Annotated in this window: 9 protein-coding genes; 6 read left to right on the forward strand and 3 right to left on the reverse strand. The window is 72.9% G+C overall.

Annotation, left to right across the window (positions count from 1 at the left end; genetic code table 11):
- Positions 1 to 93: 93 nt before the first annotated feature.
- Positions 94 to 273: a hypothetical protein gene (locus GA0070619_RS09415; RefSeq protein ID WP_088947704.1), complete on the reverse strand. Its 180-nt coding sequence runs from the start codon at positions 271 to 273 to the stop codon at positions 94 to 96.
- 273 nt (positions 274 to 546) lie between these two features.
- Between GA0070619_RS09415 and GA0070619_RS33010 the strand changes: the two genes are divergently transcribed.
- Genes GA0070619_RS33010 through GA0070619_RS09430 form a run of 3 tightly spaced genes read left to right on the forward strand, consistent with a single transcriptional unit; the run spans position 547 to position 5,539 of the window.
- Positions 547 to 885, forward strand: a complete 339-nt coding sequence (locus tag GA0070619_RS33010) for a hydroxyisourate hydrolase (RefSeq protein ID WP_088951668.1) — start codon at positions 547 to 549, stop codon at positions 883 to 885.
- A gap of 58 nt (positions 886 to 943) precedes the next feature.
- Positions 944 to 2,719, forward strand: coding sequence for a 2-isopropylmalate synthase (locus GA0070619_RS09425; RefSeq protein ID WP_231927349.1), 1,776 nt, complete (start codon positions 944 to 946; stop codon positions 2,717 to 2,719).
- A gap of 45 nt (positions 2,720 to 2,764) precedes the next feature.
- Positions 2,765 to 5,539: a helix-turn-helix transcriptional regulator gene (locus GA0070619_RS09430; RefSeq protein WP_088947705.1), complete on the forward strand. Its 2,775-nt coding sequence runs from the start codon at positions 2,765 to 2,767 to the stop codon at positions 5,537 to 5,539.
- Between the two features lie 154 nt (positions 5,540 to 5,693).
- Here GA0070619_RS09430 and GA0070619_RS09435 read toward each other — a convergent pair whose 3' ends face one another.
- Positions 5,694 to 6,551, reverse strand: coding sequence for a metallophosphoesterase family protein (locus GA0070619_RS09435; RefSeq protein ID WP_231927350.1), 858 nt, complete (start codon positions 6,549 to 6,551; stop codon positions 5,694 to 5,696).
- 214 nt (positions 6,552 to 6,765) lie between these two features.
- On the opposite strand from GA0070619_RS09435, the gene GA0070619_RS09440 reads away from it, so the two are divergent.
- Complete coding sequence (locus tag GA0070619_RS09440) at positions 6,766 to 7,734, forward strand: ATP-binding cassette domain-containing protein (RefSeq protein WP_088947707.1); 969 nt, start codon at positions 6,766 to 6,768, stop codon at positions 7,732 to 7,734.
- 13 nt (positions 7,735 to 7,747) lie between these two features.
- Entirely contained in the window at positions 7,748 to 8,500 is a 753-nt protein-coding gene (locus GA0070619_RS09445; protein WP_088947708.1) for an ABC transporter permease, read from the forward strand.
- A gap of 77 nt (positions 8,501 to 8,577) precedes the next feature.
- Here GA0070619_RS09445 and GA0070619_RS09450 read toward each other — a convergent pair whose 3' ends face one another.
- The gene (locus GA0070619_RS09450) at positions 8,578 to 8,952 is read right to left on the reverse strand and encodes a DUF5988 family protein (RefSeq protein ID WP_088947709.1); all 375 of its coding nucleotides are present in this window, start codon (positions 8,950 to 8,952) and stop codon (positions 8,578 to 8,580) included.
- Positions 8,953 to 9,257: 305 nt separating this feature from the next.
- On the opposite strand from GA0070619_RS09450, the gene GA0070619_RS09455 reads away from it, so the two are divergent.
- On the forward strand, positions 9,258 to 19,313 hold the full coding sequence (locus GA0070619_RS09455) for a type I polyketide synthase (RefSeq protein WP_088947710.1): 10,056 nt from the start codon (positions 9,258 to 9,260) through the stop codon (positions 19,311 to 19,313).
- Positions 19,314 to 19,334 lie beyond the last annotated feature (21 nt).

Raw genomic sequence — 19,334 nt, forward strand, 5'->3', positions numbered from 1 at the left:
CTACCGGCCGGCTCGTCAGCCGTACCGGGCTCCCGGGACGTGCGCCCGGTGGCCGTTGATCAGATGGCCCGCCGGAACCCCACGCGGTGACGATCAGCCCCAGGGCTGGCTGGGGGAAGGGGTCGTGCTCGGCGTGGGGGTGGCCGCCGGGGCAGGGGCGGTGGCGCCGTCGGCCTGTGCGGCGGTCGCTCCGAACAGCCCGACCGTGATGGCGGCGGCGACGACGGCGAGGGCGATACGGGCCTTGACGGTGATCGAGACGTTGTTGCGCATGGCGATGTTCCTCCAGCTGAGGGGGGATTTCGTTCCGCCGTGTTCGGCGATGTCACCAACGTAGGAACGAGCCCCATCACCGCGTTATCTGTTCACCTGCCAACCCCTATCACCGCTATCGGATAGCGGCGGATAGCCGGCGATAGAACGGCGAAGGCCATCCGATAGCCAGCCGGCGCACAGTTCTGCCCAAGGCCGGGAATCCGGCAACCAACCGTCGCCCGTTCGCACTGCGGGCACGAGCGACGGGACTGACTGGCAGGTGAAAACGACATGAGTGTTTCGGCGCAAGCTTTGGACGGTGTGTTCGGCCGCCCCGCGGCGGGCATCCGGGCGCGACTCGAACGCGCCTCTGACGGCGGCTGGAAGCCGGTCGCCGACGCGGAGTCCGACCCCGAAGGCCACATCGACGACTGGGCGGCAGAGCTTCTGGAGAGGGGCCCCTACCGGATCGTCTTCGACAGCGACCACTACTTCTCCGGCCTCGGCGTCAGCGCCGCCTACCCGGAGATCGCGGTCACCTTCCGCGTCCAGGACGAGTCCGACACCTGCCAGGTCCAGGTGCTCCTCACTCCCTACTCGTACTCGATGTACTTCGGCACCCGGGGATGAGTCAGGTGGCGCCCGGGCCGCGAGTCCCGGCTCCTCACAGCGAGGAAAGGAACCCATCGTGAACCCGAGTCGACGATCTGCCGGCCGCTACCTGCCCGCCGCTCCGGTGAGCCTGCCGGATCGAAGGTGGCCGAGCCGTACGGTCACCACCGCGCCCCGGTGGCTCTCGACCGACCTGCGCGACGGCAACCAGTCGCTGGCCAACCCCATGAGTCCGGCCAGGAAACTGGCCATGTTCCGGTTGCTCGTGGAGATGGGCTACAAGGAGATCGAGGTCGGTTTCCCGGTGGCGAGCCAGGACGATCACGACTTCGTCCGGCTGCTGATCGAGGACGACCTGATTCCGGACGACGTCTGCATCACGGTGCTGACGCAGGCCCGCGACGAGCTGATCCGCCGCACCGTGGAGAGCCTGGCCGGCGCTCCCCGCGCACGCATCCACATCTACAACGCCACCTCGCCGCTGTTTCGCCGGGTCGTCTTCGGCATGACCCGGGCCGAGTGCCTGGACCTCGCGGTCCAGGGGACACGGCTGATGATGAAGTACGCGGAACGCACCCTCGCCGGCACCGACCTGCGCTACCAGTACTCGCCCGAGCTGTTCAACGACACCGAGCTGGAGTTCTCACTCGAGGTCTGCGAAGCGGTCATGGACGTGTGGCAGCCGGAGCCGGACCGACCGATCATCCTGAACTTCCCGACCACTGTCGAGCGGACCATGCCGAACATCTTCGCCGACCAGATCGAGTGGCTGGACCGCAACCTGTCCCACCGCGAGCACGTGTGCCTCTCGGTGCACCCGCACAACGACCGCGGCACCGGGGTCGCCTCCGCGGAGCTGGCGACCCTCGCCGGCGCGCAGCGGATCGAGGGCTGCCTGTTCGGCAACGGCGAGCGGGCCGGCAACGTCTGCCTGGTCACGCTCGGGCTCAACCTCTACACCCAGGGCATCGACCCGGGCATCGACTTCTCCGACATCAACCGGATCCGGCGCACCGTCGAGTACTGCAACGAATTGCCGGTGCACCCGCGCCACCCGTACGGCGGGGACCTGGCCTACACCGCGTTCTCCGGCTCCCACCAGGACGCCATCAAGAAGGGCTTCGACGAGCGAGCCCGGGCCGCGATGGCGATCGGCGCGTCCGTCGACGACCTGCCCTGGGAGGTGCCGTACCTGCCGCTGGATCCGGAGGACGTCGGCCGCACCTACGAGACCGTGGTGCGGATCAACAGCCAGTCCGGCAAGGGCGGCGTCGCCTACGTGCTGGCCAGCCGGCACGGTCTGCTCCTGCCGCGCGACCTTCAGCTGGAATTCGCCGGCGTGGTCCAGGCGCAGGCCGACGCCGCCGGGGTGGAGATCCCACCGGCCCGCATCGGGGAGCTGTTCCTGAAGGAGTACGTCGTGCAGCGCCCGCTGTCGGTGCCGTTGCGCTTCCGCGACATGGTCGCCACCGAGCTGCACGTCGGCGGCGGCGGGTTCACCGTCGGCGCCGCCCGGGCCGACGCGGTCGAGCAGATCCGCACCACGATGCTGTCCTGGGGGATCGACGTGCGCGCCGTGCACCGCACCGGGGTCGGCGCCGTGTGCGAGCGCGACGACGTGGTCGTCTACGCCGAGTGTCGCCTCGGCACCCGTACCGTCTGGGGTGTCGGCATCGACGCCGAGCCGGACACCGCGGCCTTCGCCGCCGTCCGCGCCGCGCTCAGCCGCGCCCTCCGCTCCGGCAACGCCCTGGAAACCGTCGGGGATCTCGACGCCCCGGCGATGCACCCCGCGCCGCCCCGGCTGCGCCCGGTCCTGGCCGGCACCGTCGGCCTCAACCTGGCCGGCTGAACACCAATCGAGGCCGTTCACCACACCAGACCTGGGGAGATCCACATGGGACTCGTTGAAAGAGACAAGGCGGTGGCCGGCCTCGAGGGTCTGCTCACCGAGGCGGTCGCGGGCCGTGGCCGGGTGGCGATGATCACCGGCACCGTCGGCACCGGCAAGAGCGAACTACTGCACACCCTGGCCGACCGGGCGGTCGACTTCGGTGCACTCGCGGTCACCGCGAGCGGCGCCCACGCCGAGCGCAACCTGCCCCTGGCGCTGCTCAGCCAGCTCTTCCACGACGCGCCCCTGCAGGACCGTGAGCGTGAGCGGGCGATGAGCCTGCTGCACGAGGGCACGGTAGCGGCCCTGGCCGCCGACAACCGCGACGACAACGAGCACATCGACGTGCAGATCGTGCACGGGCTCTGCACCATCCTGCTGGAACTGGCCGAGCGCTACCCGCTGGCCCTGCTCGTCGACGACGTGCACCAGGCCGACCGCGCCTCGGTGGTCTGCCTGGCGTACCTGGCCCGCCGCGCCCGGTTCGCGCCGGTCCTGGTCGCCTTCACCCAGACCGAGTTCGGACGCAGCGCGGAACCGTCCTGGCAGGCGGAACTGCTGCGCCCGGGGCACGGCAGCCGGGTCAAGCTGACCGCGCTCACCGGCCTCGGCGTCCAGCAGTTCGCCGCCGAGACGGTCGGCGCGGAGGTCGCCGAACGGCTCGCCGGCCAGTGGTACCAGCTCACCGGCGGTAACCCTCTGCTGGTCGGCGGCCTGCTGGAGGACTACCAGACCGCCACCGAGGAGACCGGCGCCGCCCCGGACGAGGTGGTGGTGGGGGAGCGGTACGCCCAAGCCGTCGTGTCCTGCCTGCGCCGCGGTGATCCGCAGCTGCTGGAGGTCGCCCGCGGCGTCGCCGTGCTCGCCGACACCGAAGCGCTCGACCGGCTCCTGCGCACCGACGCCGGCGTGGTCGCGCAGGCCATGCGGGCTCTGACCACGGCCGGCATCTTCACCCTCGGTGGGTTCCGGCACCCGGTGGCCGCGGCCGCCGTGCTCGCCGGATTCGACCAGGACGAGCGAGCGGAGCTGCACCGGCGCGCGGCGGTGCTCGCCTACGACGGCGGCGCGTCCGCGCGGGTCGTGGCCGAGCACCTGCTGTGCGCCAAGGAGGCCAGCGAGGCGTGGGGAGTGGCGGCGCTGGAGGACGCAGCCCGGCAGGCCCTGCGCGAGGGTCAGGTGGAGTCGGCCGTCAGCTACCTCAAGCTGGCCTGGCGGGCCTGCACCGACGAGCGGCAGAAAATCAAGATCATGACCACTCTGGTACGCGCCGAGTGGCGGGTCAACCCCAGCTCCTCCAGCAGCTACCTGCCCGAGCTCGCCGGGGCCCTGGACAAGGGCTTCCTCCAGGGCAGCGACGCGGTGATCCTGGCCAAGGCGCTGCTGTGGCACGGGCAGCTCGCCGAGGCGGAGGTGATCCTGGAGCACCTCGCGGCCACCGGAGTGGACCTCGACCCGGCCGCCGCCGGTGAGCTGGCCATGACCCGGCCCTGGCTGCGCTGCTCGTACGCGCCGCTGGCCCAGCACTTCCGGCCGGCCCCGGTGACCGTCTCCACGGTCTCGGCGAGCCGTCGCCTGGAAGCCGCCAACGCGCTGTCCACGGTGCTCAGCGCCACCCCGTCAGAGAGCGTGGCCGGGGTCGTCGAGCGCATCCTGCGCAGCTCCCGGCTCGACGAGATGAGCCTGGACACGGTGGAGAGCGCCCTGCTCACCCTCACCTACGGCGGACACGCCGAGCAGGCCGCGCCGTGGTGTGACCTGTTCATCGAGGAGGCGCACACCCGGCGCGCACCCAGCCGGCAGGCCCGGCTCTCCGCGATCCGGGCCGAGGTGGCTCTGCGCCTCGGTGACCTGCCCGGCGCGGCCCGGCACGCCCGTCTGGCCCTGGAGATCATGCCGCCGAGCAGCTGGGGGGTGGCCGTCGGTGTGCCGCTGGCCAGCCTGGTGACGGCGTGCACCGCGATGGGTCGCTTCGAAGAGGTCGCCGAGTGGTTGGACCAGCCGGTTCCGGAAACGATGTTCCAGACCCGGTACGGGCTGCACTACCTGCACGCGCGTGGTCGCTACAGCATGGCCACCGGCCACCTGCCGCTGGCGCTGCGCGACTTCCAGAAGTGCGGTGAGCTGATGACCACCTGGGAGCTGGACGCTCCCGGTCTGGTGGCGTGGCGCACCGACGCCGCCGAGGCGCTGCTGCGGATGGGACGCCCGGACCAGGCCCGCCGGCTCATCGAGGATCAGCTGGGTCGCTGCGGCAAGGACATGCCGCGCGTGCACGGCTCGGCGCTGCGCCTGCTCGCCGCGACCAGCCAGCTGCGGCACCGGCCTATGCTGCTGCGGCAGGCGGCCGACCTGTTGCAGTCCGGCGCCGACCGGTACGAGCACTCCCGGGTGCTCGTCGACCTGACCGAGGCGTACCACGCTCTGGGTGAGTCGCGGCGGGCGGGAATGATCGGCCGGCGGGCCCGGGCCCTGGCAGAGGAGTGCGACGCACAGCCGCTGCTCCGTCGGCTCTCGCGGGACATCGGCTGGGACGACAAGGAGACCGCCGCGGCACAGCCGAGCGTCACCGGCAGCGCCGCGATGCTCAGCGACGCCGAGCGCCGGGTTGCGGCCCTGGCCGCGATCGGCTACACCAACCGGGAGATCTCCGACAAGCTCTACATCACGGTGAGCACCGTGGAGCAGCACCTGACGCGCATCTACCGCAAGCTCGGCGTGGTGGGGCGTACCGACCTGCCGGCCCACCTCGAACTCGACCTGTCCGCGACCGTCTGACCCCGCACACCAGGCCCCGCACCGCGTCGACGCGTGGCGGGGCCGCGGTGTGCGCGGGCCATCTCAGCGGGGTGCGCACGGCCAACGGGCCGGCGCGAACCGGGCAGGGCGGGCTTGGGGAAGCGACCATGCGACGGGGGTGCGCCCGCTTCGGTCAGGACGGCTCGCCGGCGGGAAGAATGACACGCAGCGGGTCACCGTGCCGGCCGTACAGGTCCTGCTCGCGGGGGTAGCCGAGCGAGACCTCCTCGAAGCGGACCCCGTCCTCCAGGGTGGTCCTCGGGATGTGCAGGTGGCCGTAGACCACCACGGCCGCCCGGTGCTCCAGGTGCCACCTCGCGGTGCCGGTGGTGCCGCACCACTGGGCGAACTGCGGATAGCGCAGCACCCAGGTCGGCTCCCGGGTCAGAGGGAAGTGGTTGACCAGCACGGTCGGCAGCGCCGGATCGCACGCGGCGAGGCGCCGCTCGGACTCCCGCAGCCGGGCCCGACACCAGTCGTCGGCGCCCTGGTAGGGGTCGGCGTGCAGCAGGAACTCGTCGGTGCAGACGATCCCGGCCGACTCGGCCCAGTGACGCGCCTGCTCCTTCGTGGTGCCCGGCGGGCGGAACGTGTAGTCGTAGAGCACGAACAGCGGCACCACGACGACCGGGCCGCCGGCCCCGCGCCACACCGGGAAGTCGTCCTCGGGCGTGACGACGCCCAGGTCACGACACATCCGGACGAGTTCGCGGTAGCGCTCTTCGCCACGCAGCTGCACCGGGTCGTCGGCGGGCGTCCACAGCTCGTGGTTGCCCGGCACCCAGATCACCGTGGCGAAGCGCTCGGCGAGGACTGTCAGCGCCCACCGGACGTCGGCCATCTTCTCGCCGACGTCGCCGGCGACGATCAACCAGTCGTCGGCGTGCCCCGGGCGCAGCCCGAGCACCGTCTCCCGGTTGCGGGCATAGCCGACGTGCAGATCGCTGATCGCCAACAACCTGCCGTGCGGGACCGTACCGGGAACACTCACGACGACGATCGTAGGCGCGGACCGGTGCCGACCGGAACGGTCGCGGACCGGATCACGGGCCATCTGAGCTGGCCTACGGGAGCTAGGGGGCCCGCTAAGGGTTGTCCGCGCACAGGCCTCTCCCGATGCTGGTTGCGATAGGCGAATGCCGGTGCCAGCGCCGTTTTCGAGGATTTCCGCCGACGGTGGGATCCCTGTCGAGAGGAGACCACCGATGATCAAGGCGCGCGGTCTGACCAAGACGTTCCAGATCAACAAGTTCACCGTCGAAGCCGTACGCGGCATCGACCTCGACGTCTCCTCCGGCGAGATGGTCGGCTTCCTCGGCCCCAACGGAGCCGGCAAGTCCACCACGCTGCGGATGCTGACCACGTTGCTGCGGCCCACCTCCGGCGAGGCCAACATCGGCGGCTGCGACCTGCTCAGCGACCCCGCCGGGGTCCGTAAGCTGATCGGCTACGTCGGCCAGAACTCCTCGGCCGGCGTCGAGTACAAGGTCCGCGAGGAGCTGGTCACCCACGCCCGACTCCAGGGCCTGTCCGCGTCGGTCGCCCGCGCCCGGGTCGCCGAGATGCTGGACCAGTACGACCTGACCGGCCTTGAGGACCGCATGATCGGTGCCCTGTCCGGCGGCCAGAAGCGACGCATCGACATCGTGATGGGCGTGCTGCACCGGCCCCCGGTGGTCTTCTTCGACGAGCCGTCCACCGGACTGGACCCGCAGAGCCGCAGCAACCTGTGGGACCACATCCGCAACCTGCGCCGCGACTACGAGACGACGGTCTTCCTCACCACCCACTACCTGGACGAGGCCGACAGCCTCTGCGACCGGATCCTCGTCATCGACGGCGGTCGGATCGTCGCCGAGGGCACCGCCGACGAGCTCAAGGCCCAGGTCAACGGCGATCTGGTGACCCTGGAAACCTCCGCGTCCCCGGAAACCGCCGCCGCCGCCGAGCGACTCGACGGCGCGACGGAGGTGACCGTCGACGGCGCGACCGTCCGGTTCCGCATCGCCCGCGGCGACCGCGTGCTGCCCGGCCTGCTGCGCGAACTCGACCGCATCAACGTCGACGTGTTCTCGGTGCGAACCAGCCGGCCGACACTCGACGACGTGTTCCTGACCGTCACCGGGCGCAGCCTTCGCGACAGCGAGACCGCCCCGGCGTTCCCGGGCCTGTGAAGTGAGGATCCCCATGTCGTTCCTGCGAGACACCTGGTTGACGTTCGACCGGGCGGTCCGTCCCGCCCTCCGCAGCCCCGGCACGCTGATCGTCGGTGTCGCGGTGCCCCTGGTCTACCTGGTCCTGTTCGGGCCGTTGCTGAGCGACACCACCGACGAGAGCGGCCTCAGCTCATGGCAGTGGTTCGTCCCCGGCATGCTCATCCAGCTCGCCCTGTTCATCACCGCCAACGCCGGCTTCTCCCTGATCCCGGACACCCGCTCCGGAGTGCTGGAGCGGATGCAGGTCACCCCGCTCAGCCGGGTCGCCCTGCTCACCGGCCGGGTCCTCAAGGACGTGGTGCTCCTGCTCGTCCAGGCCATCCTGATGATCGGGCTGGCGTTCATCCTCGGCTTCCGGGCCGGCGTACTGCCGATCCTGGCCGGGCTGATCCTGCTCGCCATCACCGCGGTCGCGGTCGGCTTCACCTCCTACGGCCTGGCGCTCAAACTCAAGCACGAGTTCGCGCTGGCCCCGGTGGTCAGCGGCATCGTCGTGCCGCTGATGCTGCTGTCCGGTGTGCTGCTGCCCATGGACCGGGCCCCGGACTGGCTGTACTACCTGTCCCGGGCCAACCCGCTCAGCTACGTCGTCGAGGCCGAGCGTGAGCTGATCAGCGGCAACTACGACCAGCAGATCGTGCTGATCGGCGCGCTGGTCGCGATCGGCCTGCTGGTCCTCAGCACCACCTGGTCCCTGCGGCTGCTGCGCCGCCAGCTCGCCTGAACCGCGCCACCCCCAACGCCGCCGGCCTCGGCGCCATGCCCCCGCAGGGGCCGTGGCACCGAGGCCGGCGGCGCTGGTCAGAAAGCCATCGAGGTACGCATCGACCAGACGAACACGTTGGCCAGCTCCGCGTCACGCTCGAAGTGCTCGTACCCGTCCAGGTGGCAGATCTTCAGCTTCTCGTTCGCCGCCAGTGTCTTGCTGACGACGAGGCTGCGCGGGATGACGCTGGGCCCACCGACGAGGTTGACCTGCACCACGGAGGTGAGCTGCTCGGCGGTCACCACCGTCCGGGAGTGGAATGCCGCCTTCTCGAAGTCCAGCGGCGGGTTGGTCGCCGGGTTGGCGGCGTCGTGGCTGAAGTAGTGCTGACCCAGGAACCTGCTCAGCTCGGCCGGCGGGCCGAAAGTGTCAGTAGAAGCATCGATCGGCGTCAACAGCGTCGTGGTCATTGTTCTGCCCTTCCGAAGAGTCACCCGGTCCTTCCGGCGGAGCCCGGATCGGCGCTTCCTCGCTGCCGTCCCGTTCTGCTCCGTGCTTTGTGTATTGAGAATGACTCCCGGGGCACCCCCGTAGATATCCCCTACCTACCCCTACCGGCTGACCGGTATCGGGGTGCCGTCGGGGCGCGCGAGGGTCCGTCGCGACCCCGCAGGGGTTGTTGGCCCACCAGGGCTTCCATAGCGTCCTGATTGCGGATCGCCGTATTCCGGCCCAGCTCATTCCGGGTCGCTCTGCCTTGAAGAGGTGGCATCGTATGGCAAGCGAAGAAACGCTCCGGGACTATCTGAAATGGGTGACGACCGACCTGCACAAGGCGCGTCAACGCATTCGGGAGTTGGAGTCGGCCGGCTCCGAGCCGATCGCCCTGATCGGCATGGCCTGCCGCTATCCCGGCGGGGTGCACAGCCCCGAGGACCTCTGGCAGCTGGTCGCCGAGGGACGCGACGGCATCGGCGCATTCCCCACCGATCGCGGCTGGGACCTCGACGGTCTCTACCACCCCGACCCCGACAACCCGGGCACCTGCTACACCCGCGACGGCGGTTTCCTGGCCGACCTGGCCGCCTTCGACGCCGAGTTCTTCGGCGTCAGCCCGCGCGAGGCGATGGCGATGGACCCGCAGCAGCGGCTGCTGCTGGAGACCGCGTGGGAGGCCACCGAACGGGCCGGCATCGACCCGCACCACCTGCGCGGCACCCGGACCGGCATCTTCGCCGGCACCCCGAGCACCCAGGACTACGTCTCGCTGCTCCAGCAGAACCCGCCCGAGGGCAGCGAGGGCTACTTCCTCACCGGCACCGCGCCCAGCGTGATCTCCGGCCGCGTCGCGTACCTGCTCGGCCTGGAGGGACCGGCCGTCACACTGGACACCGCCTGCTCGTCGTCGCTGGTCGCCCTGCACCTCGCCGGTCAGGCGCTGCGCCTGGGCGAGTGCGACCTGGCCCTGGCCGGCGGCGCCACCATCCTCGCCTCGCCGACCGCGTTCATCGGCTTCAGCCGCCAGCGCGGTCTCGCCCCGGACGGACGGTGCAAGTCGTTCGCCGGCGCCGCGGACGGCACCGGATGGTCCGAGGGCGTGGGCCTGCTCATGCTGGAGCGGCTCGGCGACGCCCAACGCAACGGCCACCCGATCCTCGCCGTGCTGCGCGGCTCCGCCGTCAACCAGGACGGCGCGTCCAACGGGCTCACCGCCCCCAACGGCCCCGCCCAGCAGCGCGTCGTGTTGCAGGCTCTCGCCAACGCCGGGCTGACCACCGCCGACGTGGACGCCGTCGAGGCGCACGGCACCGGCACCGTGCTCGGTGACCCGATCGAGGCCCAGGCGCTGATCGCCACGTACGGCCAGGACCGGCCCGAAGACCGTCCTCTGTGGCTCGGCTCCCTCAAGTCCAACCTGGGGCACTCCCAGGGTGCTGCGGGCGTCGGCGGTGTCATCAAGATGGTCGAGGCGCTGCGACACGAGACGCTGCCCCGGACCCTGCACGTCGACGAGCCGACCCCGCACGTCGACTGGACCGCCGGCAACGTACGCCTGCTCACCGAGGAACGCCCCTGGCCGACCGGCGAGCGGCCGCGCCGCGCTGGGGTGTCGTCGTTCGGGATGTCCGGCACCAACGCCCACGTCATCCTGGAGGAGGCGCCGGCCGCCGAGCCGGCCTCCGTGGTGGAGCCGGCCGAGCCGGTCGCACCGAGCGCCGGGGAGCTTCCCTGGCTGATCTCCGCCGGCACCGCCGACGCCCTGCGGGACCAGGCGTCGCGGCTGGCCGCCCACCTCGACGGCCCCGGCGCCGGCACCGAACCGGCGGACGTCGCGCACACGCTGCGTACCGCCCGCTCGGTGCTCGCCCACCGCGCGGTCGTCCTCGGCCCGCGGCACCGGGCCGGCCTTGCCGCCCTCGCCACACCCGGCGGCACCACCGACACCGACGTCGTCACCGGCACCGCCGTCGGTGACGCCGAGGTGGTCTTCGTCTTCCCCGGCCAGGGCTCCCAGTGGAGTGGCATGGCCGCCGACCTGCTCGACACCGCGCCGGTCTTCGCCGACCGGATCGCCGCCTGCGCCGACGCGCTCAGCCCGCACGTCGAGTGGAACCTGCTCGACGTGCTCCGCTCCGACGACCCCGGCCTGCTCGACCGGGTCGACGTGGTGCAGCCGGCGCTCTGGGCCGTGATGGTGTCCCTGGCCGACCTCTGGCGCAGCCACGGCGTCACCCCCTCGGCGGTGATCGGCCATTCCCAGGGTGAGATCGCCGCCGCGGTCGCGGCCGGCGCGCTGTCCCTCCAGGACGGCGCGAAGGTCGTCGCGCTGCGCAGCCGGGCCCTGCTCCAGCTCGCCGGCACCGGCGGCATGGTCTCGGTCAGCGCCCCGCTCGGCACCGTCGAGGACCTGATGGCCGACGGCGTCACGATCGCCGCCGTCAACGGGCCGTCCGCCGCCGTGGTCGCCGGCCCGGCCGAGGCCCTGGACGCGTTCCTGACCCGGTGCGAGACGGCAGGCGTCCGTGCTCGACGGGTCGCTGTCGACTACGCCTCGCACTGTGAGGCCGTGGAACCGGTCGCGGCCGAACTGACCACCGCGCTGGCCGGCATCACCCCCGGCCCGGCGTCGGTGCCGTTCCTGTCCACCGTCACCGGCGCCCTCGCCGACGGCGGCGCCCTCGACGCCGGCTACTGGTACGCCAACCTGCGCAACCCGGTCCGCCTCGACCAGGCCGTCACCGCAGCGGCCACCGCCGGCAACCGTCTCTTCCTGGAGATCAGCCCGCACCCGGTGCTGACCGCCGGGATCAGCGACACGGTCACCACCCCGGTCCTGCACACGCTGCGCCGTGGCGAAGGCGACCAGCGGCGGATCGTCCGCGCGCTCGCCGAGGCGCACGTCGCCGGCGCCCCCGTCGACTGGTCCACGGTGCTGCCCGAGGCCCGGCGCACGGACCTGCCCACGTACGCCTTCCAACGGCGCCGGTTCTGGCCGGACCCGGCCCCCGAGCTGGTCGCCGCCGACCCGGTCGACGCCGAGTTCTGGGCGGCCGTCGACAACGGGGACCTGACCGGTCTCGGCATGGGCCACCTCAACGACGCCGTCGCGCAACTGGGCGACTGGCGTCGGGGACGCCGCGAGCACCGGGCGCTGGACACCTGGCGCTACCGGGTGACCTGGCGACCGCGCACCGACCTGCCGCAGCCGCGACTCGACGGCGGCTGGCTGCTGCTCGTACCGGCGGGCACCGACCAGGACCTGGTCTCGACGATCACCGACCGGATGACCCGGGCCGGCGCGACTGTCACCGTCACCCCCGAGGCGGAACTCGCCCAGGCGCTCGACGGCGCCGCCCCGGTCGGCATCCTGTCCCTGCTCGCCCTCGACGAACACCCCACCGACCAGCACCGGGCCCTCACCCGGGGCACCGCCGCCACCACCGCCCTGCTCGCCGCCCTGCGCGAGACCCACCCGCAGACCCCGGTCTGGGCGGCCACCCGTGGCGCGGTCTCGACCGGCCCGGCCGACCCGGTACGCCGGGTCCCGCAATCGTTCGTCTGGGGCCTCGGCCGGGTCGCCGCCCTGGAACAGTCCGCCTCCTGGGGCGGTCTCGTCGACCTGCCGGAAGCCCTCGACGAGCGGGCCGCCGACAGGCTCTGCGCGGTCCTGACCGGCATCACCGCCGGCGACGGCGTCGAGGACCAGGTCGCCGTGCGCTCGTCCGGTGTCCTCGCCCGCCGGCTGACCCGCGCCGCCACCGGCACCGCGCCCACCTGGCAGCCGACCGGCACCGTCCTCATCACCGGTGGCACCGGCGGCATCGGCACCGAACTCGCCCGGTGGCTCGCCCGCAACGGCGCCGACCACCTCATCCTCACCAGCCGGCGGGGTCCGGCCGCGCCCGGGGCCGCCGAGCTGACCGAGGAACTCACCGCGACCGGTGTGCGGGTCACCGTCGCCGCGTGCGACGTCGCCGACCTCGACGCGATCACCGCGCTGGTCCGCGACAGCGCCGACGCCGGCGACCCGATCCGTGCCGTCATCCACACCGCCGGTGTCGCCCAGCACACGCCGATCGCCGACGTCACCCTCGCCGAGTTCGCCCACGTGCTCGACGCCAAGGTCACCGGCGCCGCGAACCTCGACCGGCTCTTCGGCGAGCCCGACGACCTGGACGCGTTCGTGCTGTTCTCCTCCGTCGCCGGCACCTGGGGCAGCGGCGGGCAGATCGCGTACGCCGCCGGCAACGCCTACCTGGACGCACTCGCCGAGGCCCGCCGGGCCCGCGGCTGCGCCGCTACCGCCGTGTCCTGGGGCGCCTGGGGCGGCGGCGGTATGGCCACCAAACAGGAGACCGCCGACCACCTGCTGCGCCGCGGCCTGCCACCGATGCCGCCCGAGCAGACCACTGTCGCGCTGGCGCAGGCGGTCGGGCTCGGCGAGGCCACCGTCACTGTCGCCGACGTGCGCTGGGACCGGTTCGCCCCGTCCTTCACCGTCGGACGGCCCAGTGCCCTGCTCGCCGACCTGGACGACGCCCGCACCGCGCTGTCCGCCGCGGCACCCGACGACGACAGCCAGGCCGCCGGGCTGCGCGAGCGACTCGCCGGGATGACACCCGGAGAACGCGACACGTTCCTGGTCGACCTGGTGCGCGGCGAGGCCGCCGCGGTGCTCGGGCACGCCGACGCCTCCGCCGTCACCCCGGACCGGGCTCTGCGCGACCTCGGCTTCGACTCCCTGTCGGCCGTCGAGTTCCGCAACCGGCTCTGCACCGCGACCGGCCTGCGGCTGCCCACCACGCTCGCCTTCGACCACCCCAACGTCCAGGCCATCGCCAGGCTGCTGCGCGACGAGGTGGCCGGTACCGTCCCAGCCCCGTCGGCGAACCCCACCACGGCTCCCGCCACGACCGACGAGCCGGTCGCCATCGTGGCGATGAGCTGCCGCCTGCCCGGCGGCGTCCGCAACCCGGACGACCTGTGGCAACTGGTGCTCGACGGCCGCGACGCGATCGGGGACTTCCCGGCCGACCGCGGCTGGGACGTGGAGGCCCTCTACCACCCCGACCCGGACCACCCCGGCACCAGCTACACCCGCTCCGGCGGATTCCTGCACGAGGCCGCCGAGTTCGACGCCGACTTCTTCGGCATCTCTCCCCGCGAGGCGCTCGCCACCGACCCCCAGCAGCGGCTCCTCCTGGAGACCGCCTGGGAGGGCTTCGAACGGGCCGGAATCGACCCGCACTCGTTGCGCGGCAGCCGGACCGGCGTGTTCGTCGGCGCGTCGAGCCAGGGCTACGGCGCGGGCGTCCGCAACGCCCCCGAGGGCACCGAGGGCTACCTGCTCACCGGCACCGCCACCGCTGTCATCTCCGGCCGCATCTCGTACGCGCTCGGCCTCGAAGGCCCGGCGCTCACCGTCGACACCGCCTGCTCGTCGTCGCTGGTCGCCCTGCACCTGGCCGCCCAGTCGCTGCGGCGCGGCGAATGTGACCTGGCCCTGGCCGGCGGCGTCGCGGTGATCGGCAACCCGATGGTCTTCGTCGAGTTCAGCCGGCAACGCGGCCTGGCCGCCGACGGCCGGTGCAAGGCATTCGGCGCGGACGCGGACGGCACCGGCTGGGCCGAGGGCGTCAGCGTCCTGGTCGTCGAACGGCTCCGCGACGCCGAGGCCAACGGCCACCAGGTCCTCGCCGTCATCCGGGGCAGCGCGGTCAACCAGGACGGCGCCTCCAACGGCCTCTCCGCCCCGAGCGGCCCCGCCCAGCAGCGGGTCATCCACGCCGCGCTCGCCGATGCCGGACTCACGGCCGCCGACGTCGACGTGGTCGAGGCGCACGGCACCGGCACCGTCCTCGGCGACCCGATCGAGGCGCAGGCCGTCATCAACGCCTACGGTTCCGGCCGCCACGAGGCCGACCCGCTGTGGCTGGGCTCGCTGAAGTCCAACATCGGCCACACCCAGGCCGCCTCCGGCGTCAGCGGAGTCATCAAGACCGTCCTCGCGCTGCGGGCCGGGGTGCTGCCCCGCACCCTGCACGCCGACGAGCCGTCACCGCACGTCGACTGGTCCGCCGGCACCGTCCGGCTGCTCACCGAGCGCCGCGACTGGCCGGACACCGGTCGTCCCCGGCGCGGCGCCATCTCGTCGTTCGGCGTGAGCGGCACCAACGCCCACGTCATCCTGGAACATCCGGCGACCCCGGCACCGGTGGCGCCGACCGGCGGCGGGTCGCTTCCCGCCGTACCGGTCACGCTCTCCGCCGCGACCGCCCCCGCCCTGCGGGCGCAGGCGGCGGCGCTGCTCGACCACCTCACCGACGAGCCCGCCGCGCACCTCACCGACCTCGGCTGGTCACTGGCCACGACCCGCGCGGCCCTCGACCACCGCGCGACCATCGTCGCGACCGACCTCGACGAGGTACGCCGGAGCCTCACCGCCCTGCGCGACGACACCACGGCTCCCGCGCTCAGCACCGACGTCACCGTCGACGGGCGCACCGCGGTGCTCTTCACCGGGCAGGGCAGCCAGCGGGCCGGGATGGGCCGGGAGCTGTACGACGCGTACCCGGTCTACGCCGACGCGTTCGACGCGGTCTGCGCCCACCTGGACGCCCACCTCGACCGGTCGATCCGCGACCTCGTCCTCGACCCGGCACACGCCGACCTGCTGGACCGCACCGAATACACCCAGCCGGCGCTCTTCGCCGTCGAGGTCGCCCTGTTCCGGCTCTTCGCCCACTGGGGCATCGCCCCCGACTACCTGGCCGGGCACTCGATCGGCGAGCTGAGCGCCGCCCACGTGGCCGGCGTCCTCGACCTGGCCGACGCGGCCGCCCTGGTCGCAGCCCGCGGCCGACTCATGCAGGCGCTGCCCGACGGCGGTGCGATGGCCGCCCTCCAGGCCGGCGAGGCGGAGGTGCTCGCCGCACTCGACGGGGTGGACGGCCGGATCACCGTCGCCGCCGTCAACGGACCGAGCTCCACTGTGGTCTCCGGGGACGAAGCCTCGGTCGAGCAGCTCGTGACGCACTGGCGCGACACCGGGCGGCGGGCCAAGCGGCTCCAGGTCAGCCACGCCTTCCACTCGCCGCACCTGGACCCGATGCTCGGCGAGTTCCGGCGGGCCGCGACCGCGGTGACCTACCACCCGCCGCAGATCCCCATCGTCTCCACCCTGACCGGCGAACTCGCCACCACTGCCGAGCTCACCTCGCCCGACTACTGGGTGCGGCACGCCCGGGAGACGGTCCGCTTCGCGGACGCGGTCCTCGCACTCCACCAGCGTCAGGTCCGTACGCTGCTCGAACTCGGCCCGGACCCGGTGCTGGCCGCGATGGCCGAGGAAACCCTCGCCGAGCAGCCCGGCCGGGCGGCGGTCGCCGTCGCCGCGCTGCGCACCGGACACCCGGAGCCGGTCACCGTCCTGACCGCACTCGCCCGGCTGCAGACCCGCGGCGCCGACCCGGACTGGACAGCGGTCTACGCCGGCTCCGACGCACGCCGCATCCCGCTACCCACGTACGCCTTCCAGCACCAGCCCTACTGGTTGCGTCCGGACCCGGCCGATTCCGCCGACAGCGGCACCGGCCACCCGCTGCTGCACACCGTCACGACGCTCGCCGACACCGGTGAGGTGCTGTTCACCGGCCGACTGGCCACCGCCCTGCAACCCTGGCTCACCGACCACACCGTGCTCGGCACCGCGATCCTGCCCGGCACCGCCTTCGTCGAGATGGCCGCGCACGCCGCCGACCACGCCGGCTGCGGCCAGGTCGAGGAACTCACCCTGGAAGCGCCGCTGGTCATCCCGGACGACACCGGAACCCGGCTACAGGTCCGCGTCGGCCCGGCCGACGCCGACGGCCGACGCACCCTCAGCGTGCACTCCCGCCCGGACCGGGACGACAACGGTCCGTGGACCCGGCACGCCGCCGGCACCGCCTCATCGGTGCCGGTCGCAGAACCCGACGCGGACGAGACCTGGCCGCCCACCGACGCCACCCCGATCGCTGTCGACTTCCTCTACGACTTCCTGCCCCAGCTTGGGTACGGATACGGCCCGGCCTTCCAGGGCCTGCGGGCGGCCTGGCAACGCGGCGAGGAGATCTACGCCGAGGTCGAACTGGCCGAGCCGACCGCCACCGAAGCCACCCGCTACGGCGTGCACCCGGCGCTGCTCGACGCCGCCACCCACGCCATGGGCCTCGGCATGGCGGCCGAGGCGCAGCAGGGCCTGAGCCCCACCCAGAGCCGGATGCCGTTCTCCTGGACCGGCATCGGCCTGCACGCCACCGGCGCCGCCGTGGCCCGGGTGCGGATCGTCCCCAACGGCGACGACGGGGTCCGCATCGACCTCGCCGACCAGAGCGGGCAGCCGGTCGCCACGATCGGCAAACTGGTGCTGCGGCCGGTCTCGGTCAACCAGCTACGGCAGCCGACCGACGAGGCCCCGCTGTTCACAGTGGACTGGACACCCGTCGAACCGCAGGCCGCCCCCACCGGCGGCCGGTACGCCGTCATCGGCGCACCCGAGGGGTTCGTGGCCGACGCCGCGGCCGCCGTCGGATCCCTCGTCGACGACTACCCGGACCTGGACGCGCTGGCCGCCTCGGGCGCCGTACCGGACCTGGTCTTCGTCCCGGCGCAGGCCGGCGGGGCCGCACCCGGCCCGGCGGTCGACGCCTGGCTGGCGCTCGCCCAACGCTGGCTCGCCGACCCCGCCTTCGCCGGGGCACGAATGATCCTGCTCAGCCGCGGCGCGGTTGACCCGGACCCCGCCGTCGACGCCCCCGACCTGGCGTACGCCGCCGCCTGGGGCCTGATCCGCTCCGCGCAGTCGGAGGACCCGGACCGGATCGTGCTCGCCGACGTCGACGACTCGCCGCTCTCCGCGGCCAGCCTGCCCGGTGTCCTCGCCGGCGGCGAACCGCAACTGGCGGTCCGCGACGGCCGCGCCTACGCGCCGCGGCTCACCCGGGCCGCCGCCGCGCCCGCCGACCTGGGCATCGACCCGGACGGCACGGTCCTGGTCACCGGCGGCACCGGCGCCCTCGGCGGCCTGCTGGCCCGGCACCTGGTCACCACCCACGGGGTACGACACCTGCTGCTGACCAGCCGACGTGGACCGGACGCCCCCGGTGTCGCCGAACTGACCGGGCAGCTGACCGGGCTCGGCGCGACCGTCACCGTGGCGGCCTGCGACACCGCCGATGCCGAACAGCTCGCCCATACCCTCGCCGCCGTCGCGGCCGAGCACCCGCTCACCGCCGTCGTGCACGCCGCCGGCATCGTCGACGACGGTGTCCTCGCCTCCCTGACCCCGCAGCGGGTCGCCGCGGTCCTGGCCGCCAAGGCCGACGCCGCCCGCAACCTGCACCAGCTCACCCAGGACCGGGACCTGACCGCGTTCGTCCTGTTCTCCTCCTCGGCCGGCAGCTTCGGCGGCCCGGGACAGGGCAACTACGCCGCGGCCAACGCCTACCTGGACGCACTCGCCCGGCACCGCCGCCACCACGGCCTCGCCGCGATCTCCCTCGCCTGGGGGCCGTGGGCGGTCGGCGGTGGAATGGCCGGGCAGCTCAGCGACGCCGACATCAGCCGGATGACCAGCTTCGGCATCACCCCCTTCACCGCCGAGACCGGCCTCGCCGCGTTCGATACGGCGGTGGGCGCCGGCACTCCCGTCGTCCTGCCGATCGGGTTGCAGCCGGCCGTCGCGGCCGGCAACGGCCCGGTGCCGCCGCTGCTGCGCAACCTGGTCCGTCGACCCGCCCGCCGGGTCGCGGAGAACTCCGCCGACGCCGCCGAGCCCGGTGCGGCGCTCAAACGGCGGCTCGTCGGCGCGGCACCCGCCGACCGGCCGCGGATCCTGCTCGAGATGGTGCAGACCCAGGTCGCCGCGGTCCTCGGTCACGCCTCCGCCGACGCCATCCAGCCCGACCGCGGGCTGGTCGAGTGCGGCCTCGACTCCCTCGCCGCCGTCGACCTGCGCAACCGGCTCGCCGCCGCCGCAGGTCTACGACTGCCCGCCACGATCGTCTTCGACCAGCCGACACCCGCGGCGCTGGCCCGCTATCTGCAGGACGAACTGCTCGACGAACGCGCCGCCTCCGCCCTGTCGGTGCTCGGCGAACTGGACCGCCTCGAAGCGGGCCTGGCCGCCGTCAGCGCCGACGACCCGGACCGGTCCAAGGTCGCCGCCCGCCTGCACAGCCTGCTCGACGCCTGGGCCGGCGCCAACCCTGCACACGACAGCGGCGCCCTGCACGGCGCCACCGCCGAGGAGCTGTTCGACCTCCTCGACGACGAACTCGGCATTGCCTGACCGCATGAAACACCGACGGGG

The organism is Micromonospora zamorensis, assembly GCF_900090275.1.
Lineage (GTDB): Bacteria > Actinomycetota > Actinomycetes > Mycobacteriales > Micromonosporaceae > Micromonospora > Micromonospora zamorensis.

Excerpts from the sequence above, each read along its gene's own strand:
- GA0070619_RS09415 (WP_088947704.1), bottom strand. The coding sequence starts at position 273 with ATGCGCAACAACGTCTCGATCACCGTCAAGGCCCGTATCGCCCTCGCC.
- GA0070619_RS33010 (WP_088951668.1), top strand. The coding sequence starts at position 547 with ATGAGTGTTTCGGCGCAAGCTTTGGACGGTGTGTTCGGCCGCCCCGCG.
- GA0070619_RS09430 (WP_088947705.1), top strand. The coding sequence starts at position 2,765 with ATGGGACTCGTTGAAAGAGACAAGGCGGTGGCCGGCCTCGAGGGTCTG.
- GA0070619_RS09440 (WP_088947707.1), top strand. The coding sequence starts at position 6,766 with ATGATCAAGGCGCGCGGTCTGACCAAGACGTTCCAGATCAACAAGTTC.
- GA0070619_RS09445 (WP_088947708.1), top strand. The coding sequence starts at position 7,748 with ATGTCGTTCCTGCGAGACACCTGGTTGACGTTCGACCGGGCGGTCCGT.
- GA0070619_RS09450 (WP_088947709.1), bottom strand. The coding sequence starts at position 8,952 with ATGACCACGACGCTGTTGACGCCGATCGATGCTTCTACTGACACTTTC.
- GA0070619_RS09455 (WP_088947710.1), top strand. The coding sequence starts at position 9,258 with ATGGCAAGCGAAGAAACGCTCCGGGACTATCTGAAATGGGTGACGACC.